The 15,311-nt window shown below is 62.9% G+C and carries 16 protein-coding genes and 1 tRNA gene; 2 read left to right on the top strand and 15 right to left on the bottom strand.

The features are described 5' to 3' along the window. The first annotated feature begins 110 nt into the window (after positions 1-110). Positions 111-950 (top strand): hypothetical protein, encoded by an 840-nt coding sequence (locus VSX60_RS17640; protein WP_327625580.1) that lies wholly within the window; start codon positions 111-113, stop codon positions 948-950. Positions 951-1,466: 516 nt separating this feature from the next. Here the strand turns inward: VSX60_RS17640 and VSX60_RS17635 are convergent. From VSX60_RS17635 to VSX60_RS17605, 7 genes are all read right to left on the bottom strand, one after another. After that, positions 1,467-1,543 (bottom strand) — tRNA-Pro (locus VSX60_RS17635). Positions 1,544-1,816: 273 nt separating this feature from the next. Then, complete coding sequence (locus VSX60_RS17630) at positions 1,817-2,395, bottom strand: MerR family transcriptional regulator (protein WP_327625579.1); 579 nt, start codon at positions 2,393-2,395, stop codon at positions 1,817-1,819. Between the two features lie 27 nt (positions 2,396-2,422). After that, entirely contained in the window at positions 2,423-2,770 is a 348-nt protein-coding gene (locus VSX60_RS17625) for an integration host factor subunit alpha (RefSeq protein WP_327625578.1), read from the bottom strand. A gap of 107 nt (positions 2,771-2,877) precedes the next feature. Continuing rightward, on the bottom strand, positions 2,878-3,858 hold the full coding sequence (locus VSX60_RS17620; protein ID WP_327625577.1) for a beta-ketoacyl-ACP synthase III: 981 nt from the start codon (positions 3,856-3,858) through the stop codon (positions 2,878-2,880). Next, complete coding sequence (plsX, locus tag VSX60_RS17615; RefSeq protein WP_327625576.1) at positions 3,855-4,928, bottom strand: phosphate acyltransferase PlsX; 1,074 nt, start codon at positions 4,926-4,928, stop codon at positions 3,855-3,857. The genes VSX60_RS17620 and plsX overlap by 4 nt, the downstream gene beginning before the upstream one ends. A 169-nt stretch (positions 4,929-5,097) precedes the next feature. Then, a complete protein-coding gene (locus VSX60_RS17610; protein WP_327625575.1) occupies positions 5,098-5,673 on the bottom strand; it encodes a YceD family protein in 576 nt (191 codons plus the stop codon). Then, positions 5,670-6,212, bottom strand: a complete 543-nt coding sequence (locus VSX60_RS17605) for a ubiquinol-cytochrome C chaperone family protein (RefSeq protein ID WP_327625573.1) — start codon at positions 6,210-6,212, stop codon at positions 5,670-5,672. Before VSX60_RS17605 ends, VSX60_RS17610 begins: the two co-directional genes overlap by 4 nt. Positions 6,213-6,418: 206 nt before the next feature. On the opposite strand from VSX60_RS17605, the gene VSX60_RS17600 reads away from it, so the two are divergent. Continuing rightward, positions 6,419-6,892 (top strand): outer membrane protein assembly factor BamE, encoded by a 474-nt coding sequence (locus tag VSX60_RS17600; RefSeq protein ID WP_327625572.1) that lies wholly within the window; start codon positions 6,419-6,421, stop codon positions 6,890-6,892. An 80-nt stretch (positions 6,893-6,972) separates the two neighbouring features. Here the strand turns inward: VSX60_RS17600 and VSX60_RS17595 are convergent, their stop codons facing one another. The 8 genes from VSX60_RS17595 to glyA form a co-directional block, all read right to left on the bottom strand. Next, positions 6,973-9,123, bottom strand: a complete 2,151-nt coding sequence (locus VSX60_RS17595; RefSeq protein ID WP_327625571.1) for a sodium-translocating pyrophosphatase — start codon at positions 9,121-9,123, stop codon at positions 6,973-6,975. 151 nt (positions 9,124-9,274) lie between these two features. Further along, positions 9,275-10,501, bottom strand: coding sequence for an MFS transporter (locus VSX60_RS17590; RefSeq protein ID WP_327625569.1), 1,227 nt, complete (start codon positions 10,499-10,501; stop codon positions 9,275-9,277). Continuing rightward, on the bottom strand, positions 10,501-11,001 hold the full coding sequence (gene nusB / locus VSX60_RS17585) for a transcription antitermination factor NusB (protein WP_327625568.1): 501 nt from the start codon (positions 10,999-11,001) through the stop codon (positions 10,501-10,503). The genes VSX60_RS17590 and nusB overlap by 1 nt, the downstream gene beginning before the upstream one ends. A 4-nt stretch (positions 11,002-11,005) precedes the next feature. Beyond that, positions 11,006-11,455 (bottom strand): 6,7-dimethyl-8-ribityllumazine synthase, encoded by a 450-nt coding sequence (locus tag VSX60_RS17580; RefSeq protein ID WP_327625567.1) that lies wholly within the window; start codon positions 11,453-11,455, stop codon positions 11,006-11,008. Between the two features lie 139 nt (positions 11,456-11,594). Continuing rightward, positions 11,595-12,212, bottom strand: coding sequence for a riboflavin synthase (locus tag VSX60_RS17575; RefSeq protein WP_327625565.1), 618 nt, complete (start codon positions 12,210-12,212; stop codon positions 11,595-11,597). Beyond that, entirely contained in the window at positions 12,212-13,297 is a 1,086-nt protein-coding gene (ribD, locus tag VSX60_RS17570; RefSeq protein WP_327625564.1) for a bifunctional diaminohydroxyphosphoribosylaminopyrimidine deaminase/5-amino-6-(5-phosphoribosylamino)uracil reductase RibD, read from the bottom strand. Before ribD ends, VSX60_RS17575 begins: the two co-directional genes overlap by 1 nt. Before the next feature lie 91 nt (positions 13,298-13,388). Next, positions 13,389-13,871 (bottom strand): transcriptional regulator NrdR, encoded by a 483-nt coding sequence (gene nrdR / locus VSX60_RS17565; RefSeq protein WP_327625563.1) that lies wholly within the window; start codon positions 13,869-13,871, stop codon positions 13,389-13,391. An 89-nt stretch (positions 13,872-13,960) separates the two neighbouring features. Further along, positions 13,961-15,277, bottom strand: a complete 1,317-nt coding sequence (gene glyA, locus VSX60_RS17560; RefSeq protein WP_327625562.1) for a serine hydroxymethyltransferase — start codon at positions 15,275-15,277, stop codon at positions 13,961-13,963. Between the last annotated feature and the right edge of the window lie 34 nt (positions 15,278-15,311).

Raw genomic sequence — 15,311 nt, 5'->3', positions numbered from 1 at the left:
ACAGCCCGAATCGCAGGACAGACAGCCTTCGGCGCCATCCGCAACATCGCCGCTACGCTCTTCGTACCTGCCGCTCAGACCATCTGAAGCCAGCCACCTGAGCAGTTACATTGGGCGAGCGCTACGCGCTTCTTGCGGAAGACCTTCTAGCTGTTACGGATAATAGCGCCCTAGACGCCACATCTCAGCAAATATTAAATGGCCTCCTAAGAAATTCCCAACTTAGAGGATTATCTGCGGACCAAATGGCTTGCCGTGCCGAGGGGGTGCTAAATAGCGTAAAGGGTGAATACCTACCATTATCGATTTTATGTAGTAAGAAGTTTGCGCATTCTCTTGAATTTTCTGGAGATGATCGCGATGTGCTTGATATAAATCAGGTAATCCATGTTAAATTCCCCGGTGGGGATTATTCAGACATATCTTTTCCGACTAATGGAAATGTAATTGAGAGTTGGAATTTATTTGATGGTGGAAATATTTTACCTGAACAGGTTTTATGCGATCAGTTCACACACGCCAAGTCAATATACGTTTATGATAGGTACTTTGGTCGATCATCCTTACGCTCGATTACCTCCGCACTAAGTGCAGCAGGTGCCGCAATCCGAGGTTTGATTGATTCTCGGATCGAGATTGCCATCGGCCGGGGGGATGGAGGACTGACCGAAGCTACGATAGCCAATAATTTGGCGCCACTATTTACGAGTCAGAATAATATAAAAATATTCAAATCACAGAAAATTCCCGGGGGTGCTCATATTCACGATCGTTATATCCAGGTTAATCAAAACTGCACGTTTACATTTACGGCAGGGATTGGATGCTTCTTTGACGGCCCTGATGGTCTTAACAGAGGATCACTTATCACTCGGAGCGATCTATTCATTTCACGCTCGAAGTTCTCGATACGTAGGGCGGATGGAAGCATATTGGATATGTTTCGTTAGCATAAATATGACAAATGTGATTATTAAATATTTTATCAGCTGTTTACATTTGTCCATCGCCGGATGGTCATTTGAATGCCCAGACCGCGAAGACCCACGCAAAACCGTGCGATAAAATTTCCACTACAGCAATCCAGAACCCTTGATCCCCAGCCCCTCCACATCCCTCCCCGCAAAAAACTTATCCCCACCCTTCCCGCCTCCCCCTCAATCCCCTCACCGCCGGCCCAAGGATGGGCACGAATGATCACCGGGATCACTCGCGGGCCGGCAGTGCGGCGTCTACGGTGTCACCATTGCGGAGGATGCGCGACCCGGACGGCCCCGACGCGCCCGCCGAATGGATCGCCGGCGGGGCTGGAGCGGAATCGGACCGGCCGCAATTGTGGATGTCGGGGATGGTGTCCCAACCAACCCCCATCGCATCGGGTCAAACCAGGGTCGAAAATTTTGGAGGGTTCTCAGGATTTTTGCCGCCAGGCGCGGCGCCCCCTTGGCCTTGCAAGGCTTTGGAAATGGTCGGAGCGAGAGGATTCGAACCTCCGACCCCCTGAACCCCATTCAGGTGCGCTACCAGGCTGCGCTACGCTCCGACTGCTGACTGTCCTAGATAATCCGGGCATTGCGTGCAACAGGCAAATGCGGTGCGGCGCACGCGATCTCGCGAAAAACGCCCGTCCCGCTCCCGATCGAACCGGCGACGACGCCAGTGCCGGACCGCCTCGTGCAGCGGATGCGCGCGCGAGGCCGGTCAGGCGAGCGTCGGAGATCGAAAGACGGCGCCGCTGTTGCGGCCGGGTGGATTGCCCTGTCCGGCAGCCCCTGAGCGCCGAAAGGCGCAGACGCCGCGTTCAAGCCGGTCGACGTCACCGCACCTGATCGAGCAGACGTTTGCATTCGAGTAACTGCAAGATCACGTCGTCGAGTTCTTCGGCGCTCTCGCGCGGGAGCAATCCGCCGCGTTGGCCGTCTTCGGTGCCGGCGTTGCGGTGACGTTTCAGCAACCCGGCGAAGGGCTTGCCCGGTGCTTCCGCCGCAGCGGTCGGTTTCCCAGCCTCTTCCCGGGATTCGGGCGCAATCAGATCGATATCGTCGAGATGGGGCTCGTCGTTCGCGCCGGCACTTGCCGCGCTTTGCCGTCCCGCCTGAATCTGCTCGAGCGCCGCGATGTCACCCGAACCGATCGCCACGACGAAGCGCGCGCCGTTTTCCTTCAGGATCCGCTGCACGCCCTTGATGGTGAAACCCTTGACGTACAGGAGATACTGGATGCCCTTGAGAAGCTCGACATCGTCCGGCCGGTAATAGCGACGACCGCCGCCCCGCTTCATCGGCTTGATCTGCGGGAAGCGGGTTTCCCAGAACCGCAGAACATGTTGCGGCAGGTCGAGATCTCCCGCGACCTCGCTGATCGTGCGAAAGGCGTCGACGCTCTTTTCCGTCATGGCGGTGACCAATCGACCGTCGCGGCCTTACTCGGCGGCTTTCAGCATCTCGAGACCGTGCGCTTTCGGACGTCGCTCGCCATGCGCCCCCAGTATCCGGTCCTTCAGAACGTTCGAAGGCTTGAACACCGCGACACGCCGGGGCGAGATCGGCACTTCCTCGCCGGTCTTCGGATTCCGCCCAACGCGTTCGTTCTTCTTGCGAACCAGAAACGACCCGAACGACGAAATCTTGACCGATTCCCCGCTGGCGATGGTCGAGCAGATCTCGTCGAGGACCATTTCGACAAGTTGCGCCGACTCTGTCCTGGACAGACCGATCTTCCTGAAAACCGCCTCGGCAAGGTCGGCCCTGGTGAGGGTCTTGTCTCCCATACATGTCCCCTAACTTTCTGGAAGACCGTCGGACACAGATCGCTGGTCGGCGCCCTTACGTATGGCCACACTTTAGCGAAAACATCATCTGAATCAAGGCTTGATATCTACCAGCGGATCAAAACCGCACCCCAGGTGAAGCCGCCGCCCATGGCCTCCAGAAGCACGAGATCGCCACGCTTGATGCGACCGTCGCGAACCGCCGCGTCGAGAGCCAGCGGGATCGAGGCGGCCGAGGTGTTGCCATGCCGGTCGACGGTCACCACCACCTTCTCGGCGGCAATCCCGAGTTTCCGCGCCGAGGCATCGATGATCCGCCGGTTCGCCTGATGGGGAACGAACCAGTCGATATCATCGGCCGTTACGCCCGCCGCCGCGAACGAGTCCTCGATCACGTCGGTGATCATCCCGACCGCGTGCTTGAAAACCTCGCGGCCTTCCATGCGCAGTTTGCCGATCGTACCGGTGGTCGAGGGGCCACCATCGACATAAAGCTTCGACTGGTGGGCGCCGTCCGAGCGCAGCCGCGAGACGATGATGCCGCTAGCCTCGTCCGCTCCGGTTTCGGCGGTCGTTTCGAGCACCAGGGCGCCGGCGCCGTCGCCGAACAGCACGCAGGTCGACCGGTCTTCCCAGTCGAGAATGCGCGAAAAGGTCTCCGCGCCGATGACCAGCGCCCGCCGGGCCATGCCGCTCTTGAGGTAGAGATCGGCGGTGGTCAGCGCATAGACGAAACCGCTGCACACGGCTTGAAGGTCGAAGGCGAAGCCATGTGAGATGCCAAGTCGATGCTGAACCTGCACGGCAGAGGCAGGAAACGTGTTGTTGGGGGTCGCGGTCGCCAGGACGATCAGGTCGATGTCGGCGGGTTCGAGACCGGCGGCCGCGAGCGCCTGCCGCGCCGCCGCCTCGGCGAGCGACACGGTGGTCTCATGGTCGCCGGCGATGTGACGCGCCGCGATGCCCGTTCGCTGGCGTATCCATTCGTCGGAGGTCTCGACGATGCCTTCGAAATCCTGGTTGCGCATGATCCGTTCGGGCAGGGCCGAGCCGGTCCCGCGCACGACCGATCTCGTTTCATTCGTCATTGCAGATTGCTTTCGGGAATTGCGACGGCTTCCTCGGAAACGCGCAGATAGAAGCTATTGAGGTCCGCCTCGATCTTTTCGCGCAGGCCGTTGCGCGCCATCGCGTGAGCCAGATCGATCGCCGCCGCGATCCCTTCCGCATCCGTGCCGCCATGGCTCTTGATGACGATGCCGTTGAGGCCGAGAAACACGCCGCCATTGGCCTTGCGCGGGTCCATCTTGTCGCGAAGCCGTTCGAAGGCGCTCCTGGCCAGGATGTATCCGGCCTTGGCAAGCCAGGTCTGCGACATGGCGGCGCGCAGATAGGCGCCGATCTGCTTGGCGGTTCCCTCGGCCGTCTTCAGCGCGATGTTGCCGGTAAAGCCTTCGGTCACGACGACATCCACCGTGCCCTTGCCGAGGTCGTCGCCTTCGACGAAGCCGCGATAGTCGATGCCGGACAGCGGCGTCTCTTTGAGGAAACGGCCAGCCTCGCGAATCTCGTCCTGACCCTTGACCTCCTCCACACCGATGTTGAGCAAGCCGACGGTCGGGCGCTCCACGCCGAAGAGAGCCCGCGCCATGGCGCCGCCCATCATCGAGAAGTCGATCAATTGCTGCGCGTCCGCGCCGATCGTCGCGCCGACATCGAGCACGATGCTGTCGCCACGCAGGGTCGGCCAGATCGCGGCGATCGCCGGACGCTCTATATTGGCCATCGTGCGCAGACAGAACTTGGCCATGGCCATCAGCGCACCGGTGTTTCCGGCCGAGACCGCGACATCGGCCTCGCGCGTCTTCACGGCCTCGATCGCCCGCCACATGGAGGATTTGTACCGGCCCTGTCGGAGTGCCTGCGACGGTTTGTCGTCCATGCGAATCGAAATCTCGCAATGGTGAAACGTCGATGCTGCCGCCAGTTCGGGGTCCGCGTCGAGAAGCGGCATGACGAGATCGCTCTGGCCGAAGAGGACAAAGCGCGTGTCGGGGTGGCGCTTCAGCGCGATGGCCGCACCCGCGAGAACCACGTCCGGCCCGTGATCACCGCCCATGGCGTCGATCGAGATCGTAATGCCGGTCTTTGAATTCAAAGGTCTCTCGCTTTCCTGCAGTGCACCCGGACGGCGCGGCGCGAAGATATCCGTTTGCGCGCGAACGGCNGTCTTTGAATTCAAAGGTCTCTCGCTTTCCTGCAGTGCACCCGGACGGCGCGGCGCGAAGATATCCGTTTGCGCGCGAACGGCAACCGTCGATTTTCCATCAATTTTTGTTCTCATCGTCACGCGGAACGAGGGACACCAAGGCCTCGAAGGCAGAGGGCGGGCGGGCGTCGGGATCGGGGTCCGTATCGACGCGATCGAAAACCGCGTCCGCCTCACGCGGATACGGGTCGAGGGCCAGCGCCATAGCCTCCACCAGATACGGACCAAGGTCGATGGTGTGACCGGCGTACACCTCAGGCGGATCCTCGCCCTCGGGATCGATGTATAATTCCTGCTCGCCCGGTTGATCGATACGCGCCAGCTTGGAGCCCTCTGGCACGAAAATCAGCTCGAACGGTTCCGTGATCGTCTGGCGCAGCGGCTCCAGGCTGACGACGCTCAGCTGCACGACCGTCGCCGCAACCTGCCCGGTGACACGCACGCCCTCGGCCCGCCAGGGCAGCACGCGGAGATCGCCGACAAACGTTTCGACCGCTGAAATGTCGAGTTCGCCGGCCAGCGCCCCACGCTCCGTTTCATCCGCCTCGAAGCGGACCAGCATACCATCGCGCGGCAATTTGAGCGGCGATATGGGGTATCGGATGGCCTTGGACCCCATAAATTCCCGAGTCATGCCGCCCCTCCCAACTCGCCAGTCTCGATGTGTCCCGAAAGAATCGCGGAGACCGTCGTCGCCTGAAACCGCGTTTTCATTCCCGCCATGTAGGTTGCCAGCCGCAAGGCAACACCCTCCCCCGCCTCGGCGGGAACAACGCGTGCCTGGAGTGCGGCAGCGAGGCGGGCGAGCGGCACCTGGGAATCGTCGAGCGCCGCCTCATAGGCGGCGACGCGCTCGTAGAAAATTCCTGCCAGCTTGCGCATGCGCTTTGGAACCGAGGGATCGCCCACTCCCAGTTCGCGGATCGACTGCTCGACATCGGTGATGAAACGGTCGACGACATCCTGCGCGATCGCCTGGAGCGCAGGCTCTTCCCGGCAACGCTGGAGAAACAGGAAGACATGGATCGACAAGGCGTCGAACCGTCCCATCACGGTATCCGGGATGCCATGCTCCAGATAAAGCTCGGGACTGCGGGCCAGCGCCACCAGTTCGCCATAGAGACGCTCAACGACTTCGCGATTACGACGGTTGGTTTTCAGTCGGGCGAACATGGCTGGGTCCGATGCGTTTCGGGCGATATCACCGGGGCGGGTGCCACAGCGCGGAGCCGATTGCAACGCCGCCGAAGGTGCTTTACCTAGTCCGACCGGCTTGGTTTGAAAGGCGGTGGAGGAGACCGCCGTGCCTTCGCGGCGCGTTGGAAATCGCCGTTATGCAGCGCAGCCTGCGGGACGCGACGTCAATGGCCTCAAGGAGAATGATCAGCGTGAACTCATCCGTCCGCCTGAAGCGATCGATGCTCGCTTCCGCCGCCGTCGCGGCGGTTCTCGCCCTGTCCGCGTGCTCGACCAGCGAGGTCCTGAACCAGGGCTACGTCGTCGACGAAAAAAGCCTCGAGCTGGTTCCGGTCGGCTCCAGCCGCGAGCAGGTGCTTCTGGCTCTCGGCTCGCCATCGACGACGGCGACGTTCGACAACGAGGTATTCTATTACATCTCCCAGAAGCGCGTTCGCCCGGTGGCGTTCATGCAGCCCCAACTGGTCGACCAGAAGGTGCTTGCGGTCTACTTCAATGCGGACGGACGCGTCGAGCGGATCGCCAATTACGGCCTGCAGAACGGTCAGCTCTTCGACTTCATCTCGCGCACGACGACGACGGGTGGCAAGGATAAAACCTTCCTCGGCCAGATCCTGACCGATACCGGCAGCGGCGGGCGCGGTATCCGCCTCTGACCTGAGCCGGACAGTCGGCATGAAAAGAGCCCCGCGAGCGATCTCGCGGGGCTCTTTCCTTTTCGCGACTCCCCGCGAGATCAGCTGTGGGCGAGGACCGCCAAAAGCAGCAGCGCGACGATGTTGGTGATCTTGATCGCCGGATTGACCGCCGGACCCGCCGTATCCTTGTAGGGATCGCCGACCGTGTCACCGGTGACCGAAGCCTTGTGGGCCTCCGAGCCCTTCATATGCTTAGTGCCGGAGGCATCGACAAAACCGTCCTCGAAGGACTTCTTCGCATTGTCCCAGGCGCCGCCGCCGGACGTCATCGAGATGGCGACGAAGATGCCGGTGACGATGACGCCGAGCAGCATCCCCCCCACCGCCGAGAAGGCCTGGCTCTTGTCGGCGATCAACAGGACGCCGAAATAGACGACGATTGGCGCCAGAACCGGCAGCAGCGATGGCACGATCATCTCCTTGATCGCCGCACGGGTCAGAAGGTCGACCGCCCTTGCATAGTCGGGCCGCTCCGTGCCGGCCATGATGCCCGGCTTCTCACGGAACTGTCGGCGCACCTCCTCGACCACGGAACTCGCCGCGCGTCCGACCGCCGTCATCGCGATGCCGCCGAAGAGAAACGGGATCAGGCCGCCGAGGAACAGGCCGACGACGACGAAGGGGTTGGTGAGCGCGAAATCGGGCTCGACCCCTTGGAAATATTCGAAGCCCTGCCCTGCGTTGGCCTGCTGGATAAAATATTGCAGGTCGTAGTTGTACGCGGCGAACAGCACCAAGGCGCCGAGACCGGCCGAGCCAATCGCATAGCCCTTGGTGACCGCCTTGGTCGTGTTGCCGACCGCGTCGAGCGCATCGGTCGAACGGCGAACATCGGCGGGCAGACCCGCCATTTCCGCGATGCCGCCCGCGTTGTCCGTCACCGGCCCGAACGCGTCGAGGGCGACGATCATGCCGGCGATGCCGAGCATGGCGGTCACGGCGATCGCGGTCCCGTAAAGGCCCGCGAGTTGGTAGGTCGAGATGATGCCGGCGACGATGACGATCGTCGGCAGCGCCGTTGCCTCGAGCGACACCGCGAGACCCTGGATGACGTTGGTTCCGTGACCCGACACGGATGCCTCGCTGATTGAACGGACGGGGCGGAAGCCGATCCCGGTATAAAATTCCGTAATCCAGACGATCAGCCCGGTGACCACGAGACCGATGATGCCGCTGAAGAAAAGGTTCAGGCCGTTGATCGTCACGCCATCCGTGGACTGGCCGATGTCGCCGAAGCCAATCGTGGCCCAGGTCGCGATCGCGAGGCCCACGATCGACAGCAGCGTCGTCGCCCACAGGCCCTTGTACAGGGCGCCCATGATCGAGCCGTTCGAGCCAAGCCGAACAAAGAACGTGCCGATGATCGACGTGATGATGCAGGCGCCGCCGATCGCCAGCGGATATGCCATCACGCTTTCGATGATGTCGGAGCCGGCAAAGAAGATCGCGCCGAGCACCATCGTCGCGACGATGGTCACCGCGTAGGTCTCGAAGAGATCGGCCGCCATGCCGGCGCAATCGCCGACATTGTCGCCGACATTGTCGGCGATGGTGGCAGGATTGCGCGGGTCGTCCTCGGGAATGCCGGCTTCCACCTTGCCGACGAGATCACCGCCGACGTCGGCGCCCTTGGTAAAGATGCCGCCGCCCAGACGGGCGAAGATGGAGATCAGCGATGCGCCGAAGCCGAGCGAGACGAGCGCGTCGATCACGGTGCGGTCCGAGGCCGCGAAACCGAATTGCGTGGTGAGAAGGAGAAAATAGACGGTGACGCCAAGCAACGCCAGTCCGGCCACGAGCATCCCCGTGATCGCCCCCGACTTAAAGGCAATACCGAGACCGAGGCTGAGCGAGCGCGAGCACGCCTGGGCGGTCCGGACGTTGGCGCGCACCGACACGTTCATGCCGATAAAGCCGGCGAGACCTGACAAGACTGCGCCGATGAGGAAACCGCCCGCGGCATAGGCCGACAGGAGGAACCAGGTGATGGCAGCAACAACCGCGCCGACGATCGCGATGGTGGTGTACTGGCGCAAAAGATAGGCTTGGGCGCCTTCCCGAATCGCACCGGCGATCTCCTGCATTCGCGCCGAGCCCTGATCGGCCGCCATGACTGATCGGGTGGCCCAAATCGCGTAGACGATCGCCAGTAGCCCGCACAGAGCCACAATAATTAAGATTGTCGGCATGCTGTTCCCTCACTCCTCGCCAGATATGTGTCCGGCGATTTCCCCAATTTTCCCGACGAGAACGAATTTCATTCCCCGTCCCGCAAGGCGACCGGGAGGTTATAGAAGGGCCGGATGCCGTCAAGCGCCCAGATTGGTCGGATGGGCGAATTTACCCTTGCGGCTGCGTCCGCGGCGCGAAGCGCGACTGCACGACCAATGCCACGAGACATAGCGCCACGATTGGGAAGATGACGACATTCATCGTCTCCCAGCCCGCGGCTACGAAGGTCCGCCCCGACATGAAGGACGCGAAGGCGACCGTGGAAAACAGCAGGAAATCGTGCAGCCCTTGCGTCTTGTTCTTTTCCGACGGCCGGTAGGTCTCCGCGACCATCGCCGTTGCCCCGATAAATCCGAAATTCCAGCCGAGGCCAAGCAGCGCGAGACCGACCCAGAAGTTCCAGACCGCGAGACCGGACATGAAAATGCCGCCACTCGCCGCAAGCAGCAAAAGCCCGGTCGCCACGATGACCTGTTTTCCGAACCGAGCGATCAGGCGGCCGGTGAAGAAGCTCGGACCGAACATCGCAAGGACGTGCCACTGAATGCCTAAAACGGCCACGTCCTTGGTGAGTCCGCAGCCGACGATCGCCAGCGGCGCGCCGGTCATGACGAAGCTCATCACCCCGTACGTGCCGACGCCACACAGCAGCGCAACCAGGAAACGCGGCTGTGCGACGATCTCGGACAACGGCCGCGCCGGCATCGCATCGTCCGGATGGGTCTCCTCCGGGCCGTCGGGAATTCGCAGAAATGTCAGGACGCCGGCACCGAGGATACCGAGGATGATGACTCCAACAAACGCTCCGGCGAAATCGACCGGCAGAAAGAGGCCGTCCGTCAGCCGCACGGTCTGCGGTCCGATGACGGCGGCCAGGATGCCCCCGGCCAGCACAATCCCGATGGCCCGCGGTTGATACAACCTGGAGGCGCCGTCGGTCGCGGCAAAGCGATATTGCTGGGTGAAGGAGCCGCCGACGCCGACCAACATCAAGGCCAGCGCGAAGAGCCAGAAACTGCCGCCGAACAAGGCAAGGGTCGCGACCAAACCGCCGGTGGACGTCACCAGCGCCCCCGAAACGAAACCGAGCCGCCGTCCGACTGCCCGCATCAGCGCCGCCGCCGGCAAGGCCCCAATTGCGATGCCGAGATTGAATCCGGTCACCGGGAGCGTGGCCATCGACTTGTCTTCGAGGAGCAGCCACGCACCGGCGAGGCCGCCAATCGAGATCACGACCGGCGCGGCGCCTCCGACCAGAGCCTGCGCGCCCGCCAGAATGAAGGCGTTGCGGCGCACGGCCCGTTCACCGAGCGAAAGGGGCGCCGCGTTCCCCATCAGTCCTTGGCGTCTTTGCCTCGGCCCTCGCCGCGTTCGGCGCGCGCGACGCGGTCAAGCACCGCATTGACCAGCCCCGGTTCGTCGTCATTGTAGAACGCCTTGGCGACGTCGACATATTCAGAGACGATGACGGCGACCGGAACGTCCTTGCGATTGGTCAATTCGTAGGCCCCGGCCCGCAGGATCGCCCGCAGGGTGGTGTCGATGCGCGACAGCGGCCAATCCGTAGGCAACGAGGCGTGGATGCGCGGATCGATGGCTTTTTGAGTCCGCACGACGCCGGAGACCACATCGCGGAACCAGGCCGCATCCGCGTCGCGATAGGTCTCTCCGTCGATCTCCTGGCCGAGCCGGAAACCCTCATATTCCGCTACCGTCTCCAGCAGGCCGGTACCGCCCACATCCATCTGGTAGAGCGCCTGTACGGCGGCGAGTCGTGCCGCGCCCCGCTTATTGGCGGGCTTGACAACGCGAGGCTGTGGCTCAGTCCCGGCCATGATCTCAGGCCCCCAACCGATCGCGGAGCGCGATCATCTGCAGCGCCGCGCGGGCGGCCGCGCCGCCCTTGTCCTTGCGGCGGCGGTCGGCGCGATCGAGCGCCTGCGCCTCGTTCTCGACGGTCAGGATGCCATTGCCGATCGCGACGGTCTCGTCGATCGACAGCGCCATCAGGCCCCGCGACGATTCGTTGGCGACGAGTTCGAAATGATAGGTCTCGCCGCGGATGACACATCCGAGCACGATGAACCCGTCATAATCGGCCCTTCCCTCGTCCGCGCCGGCGAGAGCGAACCCGACGGCCGCGGGCGCTTCCAGCGCGCCCGGCACGGTAACGACATCGAAGGTCGCGCCAGCTTTGTCGAGTTCGGCCTTGGCCCCTTCGATCAGCAAATCGGCGATGTGCTCATAGAACCTGGCCTCGACGACGAGGAGATGCGGCTTGGATGCCATGGGTGTTCCTTCCTGGCGGTCGAGTATTCCGGCAGACGGGGGCGCGGCGCGGGCGACGTTTCGCCGCAGGGAGATCGCGTGGTTCCGTTGTGGTGACCGGTCGGCGTTTGTTAGAAATTCCCGGCAGCGAACCCCGCCACTAGGATGCGGTCGAGTTAGCGCCGAACAGGCGCTCGGCATAGCGCGCAATCTGATCGACCTCAAGATTGATGCTGTCGCCCTGGCGGCGGCCGCCCCAGGTCGTGACCTCCAGCGAATGGCGTATGAGAAGGACGTCGAAGCGATCGTCGGCAACGGAATTGACCGTCAGCGACGTGCCGTCGAGACAAACCGATCCCTTTCTGGCGATGTATCGCTTCATATCCTGGGGCGCGCGCAAGCGGAACCGGACCGCCTCGCCCTCCTCCTCGACGGCGAAAATCTCCGCCAGACCATCGATGTGTCCGGAGACCAGATGGCCCCCGATTTCATCGCCGATCCTCAGCGAGCGCTCCAGATTGATGGCCGTGCCCTCTGCCCACCGCCCGGCGGTGGTCAGGCGCAACGCCTCCTCCCAAGCCTCGACTTCAAACCAGCCGTCATTCGCGGTCTCGCCGGACAGAGCCGTCACGGTAAGACAAACTCCCGAACATGCGATCGAGGCGCCTATGGCGATCGATGCGGTATCGTAAGCGGTCGCAATTCGGAAGCGGCGGCCCGAATCAAGTCGTTCGACGTGGTCGATCCGGCCTATATCCGTGACAATTCCGGTGAACATCAGGCTTCCCTCCGGGCGAACTCGAACGCGTGGTCGGCGCCGAAGCGATACTCCCGGACCAGGCGAAAACGCCGCCGCGCGGCCGCGACATCGATCGGGCTCGCGATACCGTCTTCGCCGATGACGACCTCGCCCCGCAAAAGCACAAACCGATCGACGAGGTCCTCGTAGAGGAAAGCTGCAGCGGTCTCCGCTCCACCCTCGACCAGAACGCTCGACATGCCCCTGGCAGCGAGATCCTCGAGAAGTTCGGGCAGTGCGATCCGGCCGGTGTGCGGATCGGCTTCACAGGCGACGAAACCGACGCCGGCCGCAGCCAGCGCCGCGCGCTTATTCGGGTCCGCATCGGCGAAGCTGGCGATCTGCGTCGGCGTTTCCCTCGCGGTCCGCACGACGGACATCTCAGCTGTCGTGCGCAATCGCGGATCGAGCACGATTCGGGTTGGCGAACGGTCGGCGAGCCCAGGCAACCGGCAATCGAGGCGCGGATCGTCATCGAGAACGGTCCCCGCCCCGACCAGGATGGCGTCGTGTCGTGTACGTGCCAAATGGGTCTGGGCATTGGCGGTCGGACCGGTGATCTTGACCTGTCCCTGCCCTTTCAATCCAAGTTTTCCGTCCGCCGAGAGCGCCAGCTTCAGAGTCACTTCCGGGCGTTTCCTGCGATGCCGGTTGAGATATCCGGAGATCGTCTCCGCCGCTTCGTCCGCCATCAGCCGGCTTGTGACGGCCAGGCCGGCGGCCGCGAGAATTGCGTGCCCCTTGCCGTCGACCCGCGAATCGGGATCGGCCACGGCCGAGACCACCCGTGCGATGCCCGCCGCGATCAAAGCTTCCGCGCAAGGCGGTGTCCGCCCATGATGGGCGCATGGCTCGAGCGTGACATAGGCGGTCGCTCCCTTAGCCAGTGCTCCTGCTTCGGCCAGCGCCACCGGCTCGGCATGCGGCCGTCCACCGACCGCGGTGACACCGCGCCCGACAATTCGCGGGCCATCGCCGTCGTCGCGAACGATCAGGGTCGCGACGGAGGGATTGGTCGCGGTCCGCCCGACATTGCGCATCGCATAGCGAATGGCGGCGGCCATGAAGCGGTGATCCGCAGCAGTGGCCGCCCTCCCCGCCGACAGCTCGATTGGCGACGCCGGCGTCATCGCCCGAGCCTGATCCGATCGGTGATCATTTGGGCTCCTCGGCTGGACCCGCCGAATCCGCCCGGGCCAATTCGCCGATCAACGACTGGAAATCCTTGGCCTCGCGGAAATCACGGTAGACCGATGCGAAACGGACAAAGGCGACGTCGTCGAGTTCCTTCAGCGCTTCCATCACCATCTCTCCGATCGTATCGGACGGAATATCCTGCTCCCCGGACTGTTCGAGACGACGGACGATTCCCGAAATCAAGCGTTCGATTCGCTCCGGTTCGACGGGTCGCTTGCGCAACGCCACCTCGATCGATCGGGCCAGCTTGTCGCGATCGAACGGAACTTTCTTGCCCGACTTCTTCAGGACTTGAAGCTCGCGGAGCTGGATGCGTTCGAAGGTGGTGAAGCGACCGTTGCAATCGGGGCAGACGCGCCGGCGGCGGATCGCGCCGCCGTCTTCGGCCGGCCGCGAATCCTTGACCTGACTATCCTGCGAGCCGCAATAGGGGCAGCGCATGGGCCCTCGTTACTTGTAACGGCGTCCAGTCTCTGCCGCCGGACGCCCGATGAAATTCGATGGGTTCTGGATCCGCGGGCGCGCGAGTCTCAGAGGTTCGGGTAGATCGGAAAGCGATCGGTCAATGCGATGACCCTGTCCTTCACCGCCGCCTCGACCGCCGCGTTGCCCTCCTCGGAATTGGCGCTCGCCAAACCGTCCAGCACCTCGACGATCATCCGGCCAACCTCACGGAACTCCTGCGCGCCAAAGCCACGGCTGGTTGCCGCCGGCGTACCCAAACGAACGCCGGAGGTGATCGTCGGCTTCTGCGGATCGTTCGGGACGCCGTTCTTGTTGCAGGTGATGTTGGCGCGGCCAAGTGCCCGTTCCGAATCCTTGCCTGTCAGGTTCTTGGGTCGCAGATCGACCAGCATCAAATGCGTGTCGGTACCGCCGGAAACGATGTCGACACCGCCCTCGCGCAACGTCTCGGCAAGGGCCTTGGCATTGTCCGCCACCGCCTTGATGTAGGACTTGTACTCCGGCGTCAGAGCCTCCCCGAAAGCCACCGCCTTGCCGGCGATCACATGCATCAGGGGGCCACCCTGCAGGCCGGGGAAGATCGCTGAATTGATCTTCTTGGCGATCGCCTCGTCATTGGTCACCACGATGCCGCCGCGCGGACCGCGCAGGGTCTTGTGGGTCGTGGAGGTGGCGACATGGGCATACGGGAACGGGCTCGGGTGCTGGCCGCCGGCAACGAGGCCAGCGAAATGCGCCATGTCGACCCACAGATAGGCCCCCACCTTGTCGGCGATGGCGCGGAAGCGCGCGAAGTCGATGCGGCGGGAATAGGCCGAACCGCCGGCGACGATGACCGCCGGCTTATGCTCGGTCGCGAGAGCCTCGACCTGATCGTAGTCGATCAGGCCGGTGTCGAGATCGAGACCGTACTGGACGGCATTGAACCAGCGTCCCGACAGATTGGGCTTGGCGCCATGGGTCAGGTGACCGCCGGCGTCCAGACTCATTCCGAGCAGCGTGTCGCCGGGCTTCGACAGCGCCAGCAACACAGCCTGGTTGGCTTGGCTGCCGGAATTCGGCTGGACGTTCGCGTAGGCGCACCCGAAGAGCTGCTTGGCGCGCTCGATCGCGAGATCCTCGACGATGTCCACGAATTCGCAGCCGCCATAATAGCGCCGCCCCGGATAACCCTCGGCGTATTTGTTGGTCAGGACCGAACCCTGGGCCTCGAGAACCGCACGCGAGACGATGTTTTCCGACGCGATCAACTCGATCTCGTGCTGCTGGCGAGAGAGTTCCTGGCGTACTGCGCCAGCTACATCCGGATCCCGTTCCGCCAGCGTCGCGGTGAAGAAGTCCTCGAAATCAGACGGGGCAACGGCGCCGGAAACCTGGCTCATTCGTGTTCTCTCCTCAGAGGCTAGGCAGGCGCGC

Source organism: Aurantimonas sp. A3-2-R12 (genome assembly GCF_036016755.1).
GTDB classification, from domain to species: Bacteria; Pseudomonadota; Alphaproteobacteria; order Rhizobiales; family Rhizobiaceae; genus Aurantimonas; species Aurantimonas coralicida_A.
This window is presented reverse-complemented; position numbering and strand designations above follow the sequence as displayed.

Excerpts from the sequence above, each read along its gene's own strand:
- VSX60_RS17630 (WP_327625579.1), bottom strand. The coding sequence starts at position 2,395 with ATGACGGAAAAGAGCGTCGACGCCTTTCGCACGATCAGCGAGGTCGCG.
- VSX60_RS17625 (WP_327625578.1), bottom strand. The coding sequence starts at position 2,770 with ATGGGAGACAAGACCCTCACCAGGGCCGACCTTGCCGAGGCGGTTTTC.
- VSX60_RS17620 (WP_327625577.1), bottom strand. The coding sequence starts at position 3,858 with ATGACGAATGAAACGAGATCGGTCGTGCGCGGGACCGGCTCGGCCCTG.
- VSX60_RS17610 (WP_327625575.1), bottom strand. The coding sequence starts at position 5,673 with ATGACTCGGGAATTTATGGGGTCCAAGGCCATCCGATACCCCATATCG.
- VSX60_RS17605 (WP_327625573.1), bottom strand. The coding sequence starts at position 6,212 with ATGTTCGCCCGACTGAAAACCAACCGTCGTAATCGCGAAGTCGTTGAG.
- VSX60_RS17600 (WP_327625572.1), top strand. The coding sequence starts at position 6,419 with ATGATCAGCGTGAACTCATCCGTCCGCCTGAAGCGATCGATGCTCGCT.
- VSX60_RS17595 (WP_327625571.1), bottom strand. The coding sequence starts at position 9,123 with ATGCCGACAATCTTAATTATTGTGGCTCTGTGCGGGCTACTGGCGATC.
- VSX60_RS17590 (WP_327625569.1), bottom strand. The coding sequence starts at position 10,501 with ATGGGGAACGCGGCGCCCCTTTCGCTCGGTGAACGGGCCGTGCGCCGC.
- nusB (WP_327625568.1), bottom strand. The coding sequence starts at position 11,001 with ATGGCCGGGACTGAGCCACAGCCTCGCGTTGTCAAGCCCGCCAATAAG.
- VSX60_RS17580 (WP_327625567.1), bottom strand. The coding sequence starts at position 11,455 with ATGGCATCCAAGCCGCATCTCCTCGTCGTCGAGGCCAGGTTCTATGAG.
- VSX60_RS17575 (WP_327625565.1), bottom strand. The coding sequence starts at position 12,212 with ATGTTCACCGGAATTGTCACGGATATAGGCCGGATCGACCACGTCGAA.
- ribD (WP_327625564.1), bottom strand. The coding sequence starts at position 13,297 with ATGGCCGCCGCCATTCGCTATGCGATGCGCAATGTCGGGCGGACCGCG.
- nrdR (WP_327625563.1), bottom strand. The coding sequence starts at position 13,871 with ATGCGCTGCCCCTATTGCGGCTCGCAGGATAGTCAGGTCAAGGATTCG.
- glyA (WP_327625562.1), bottom strand. The coding sequence starts at position 15,277 with ATGAGCCAGGTTTCCGGCGCCGTTGCCCCGTCTGATTTCGAGGACTTC.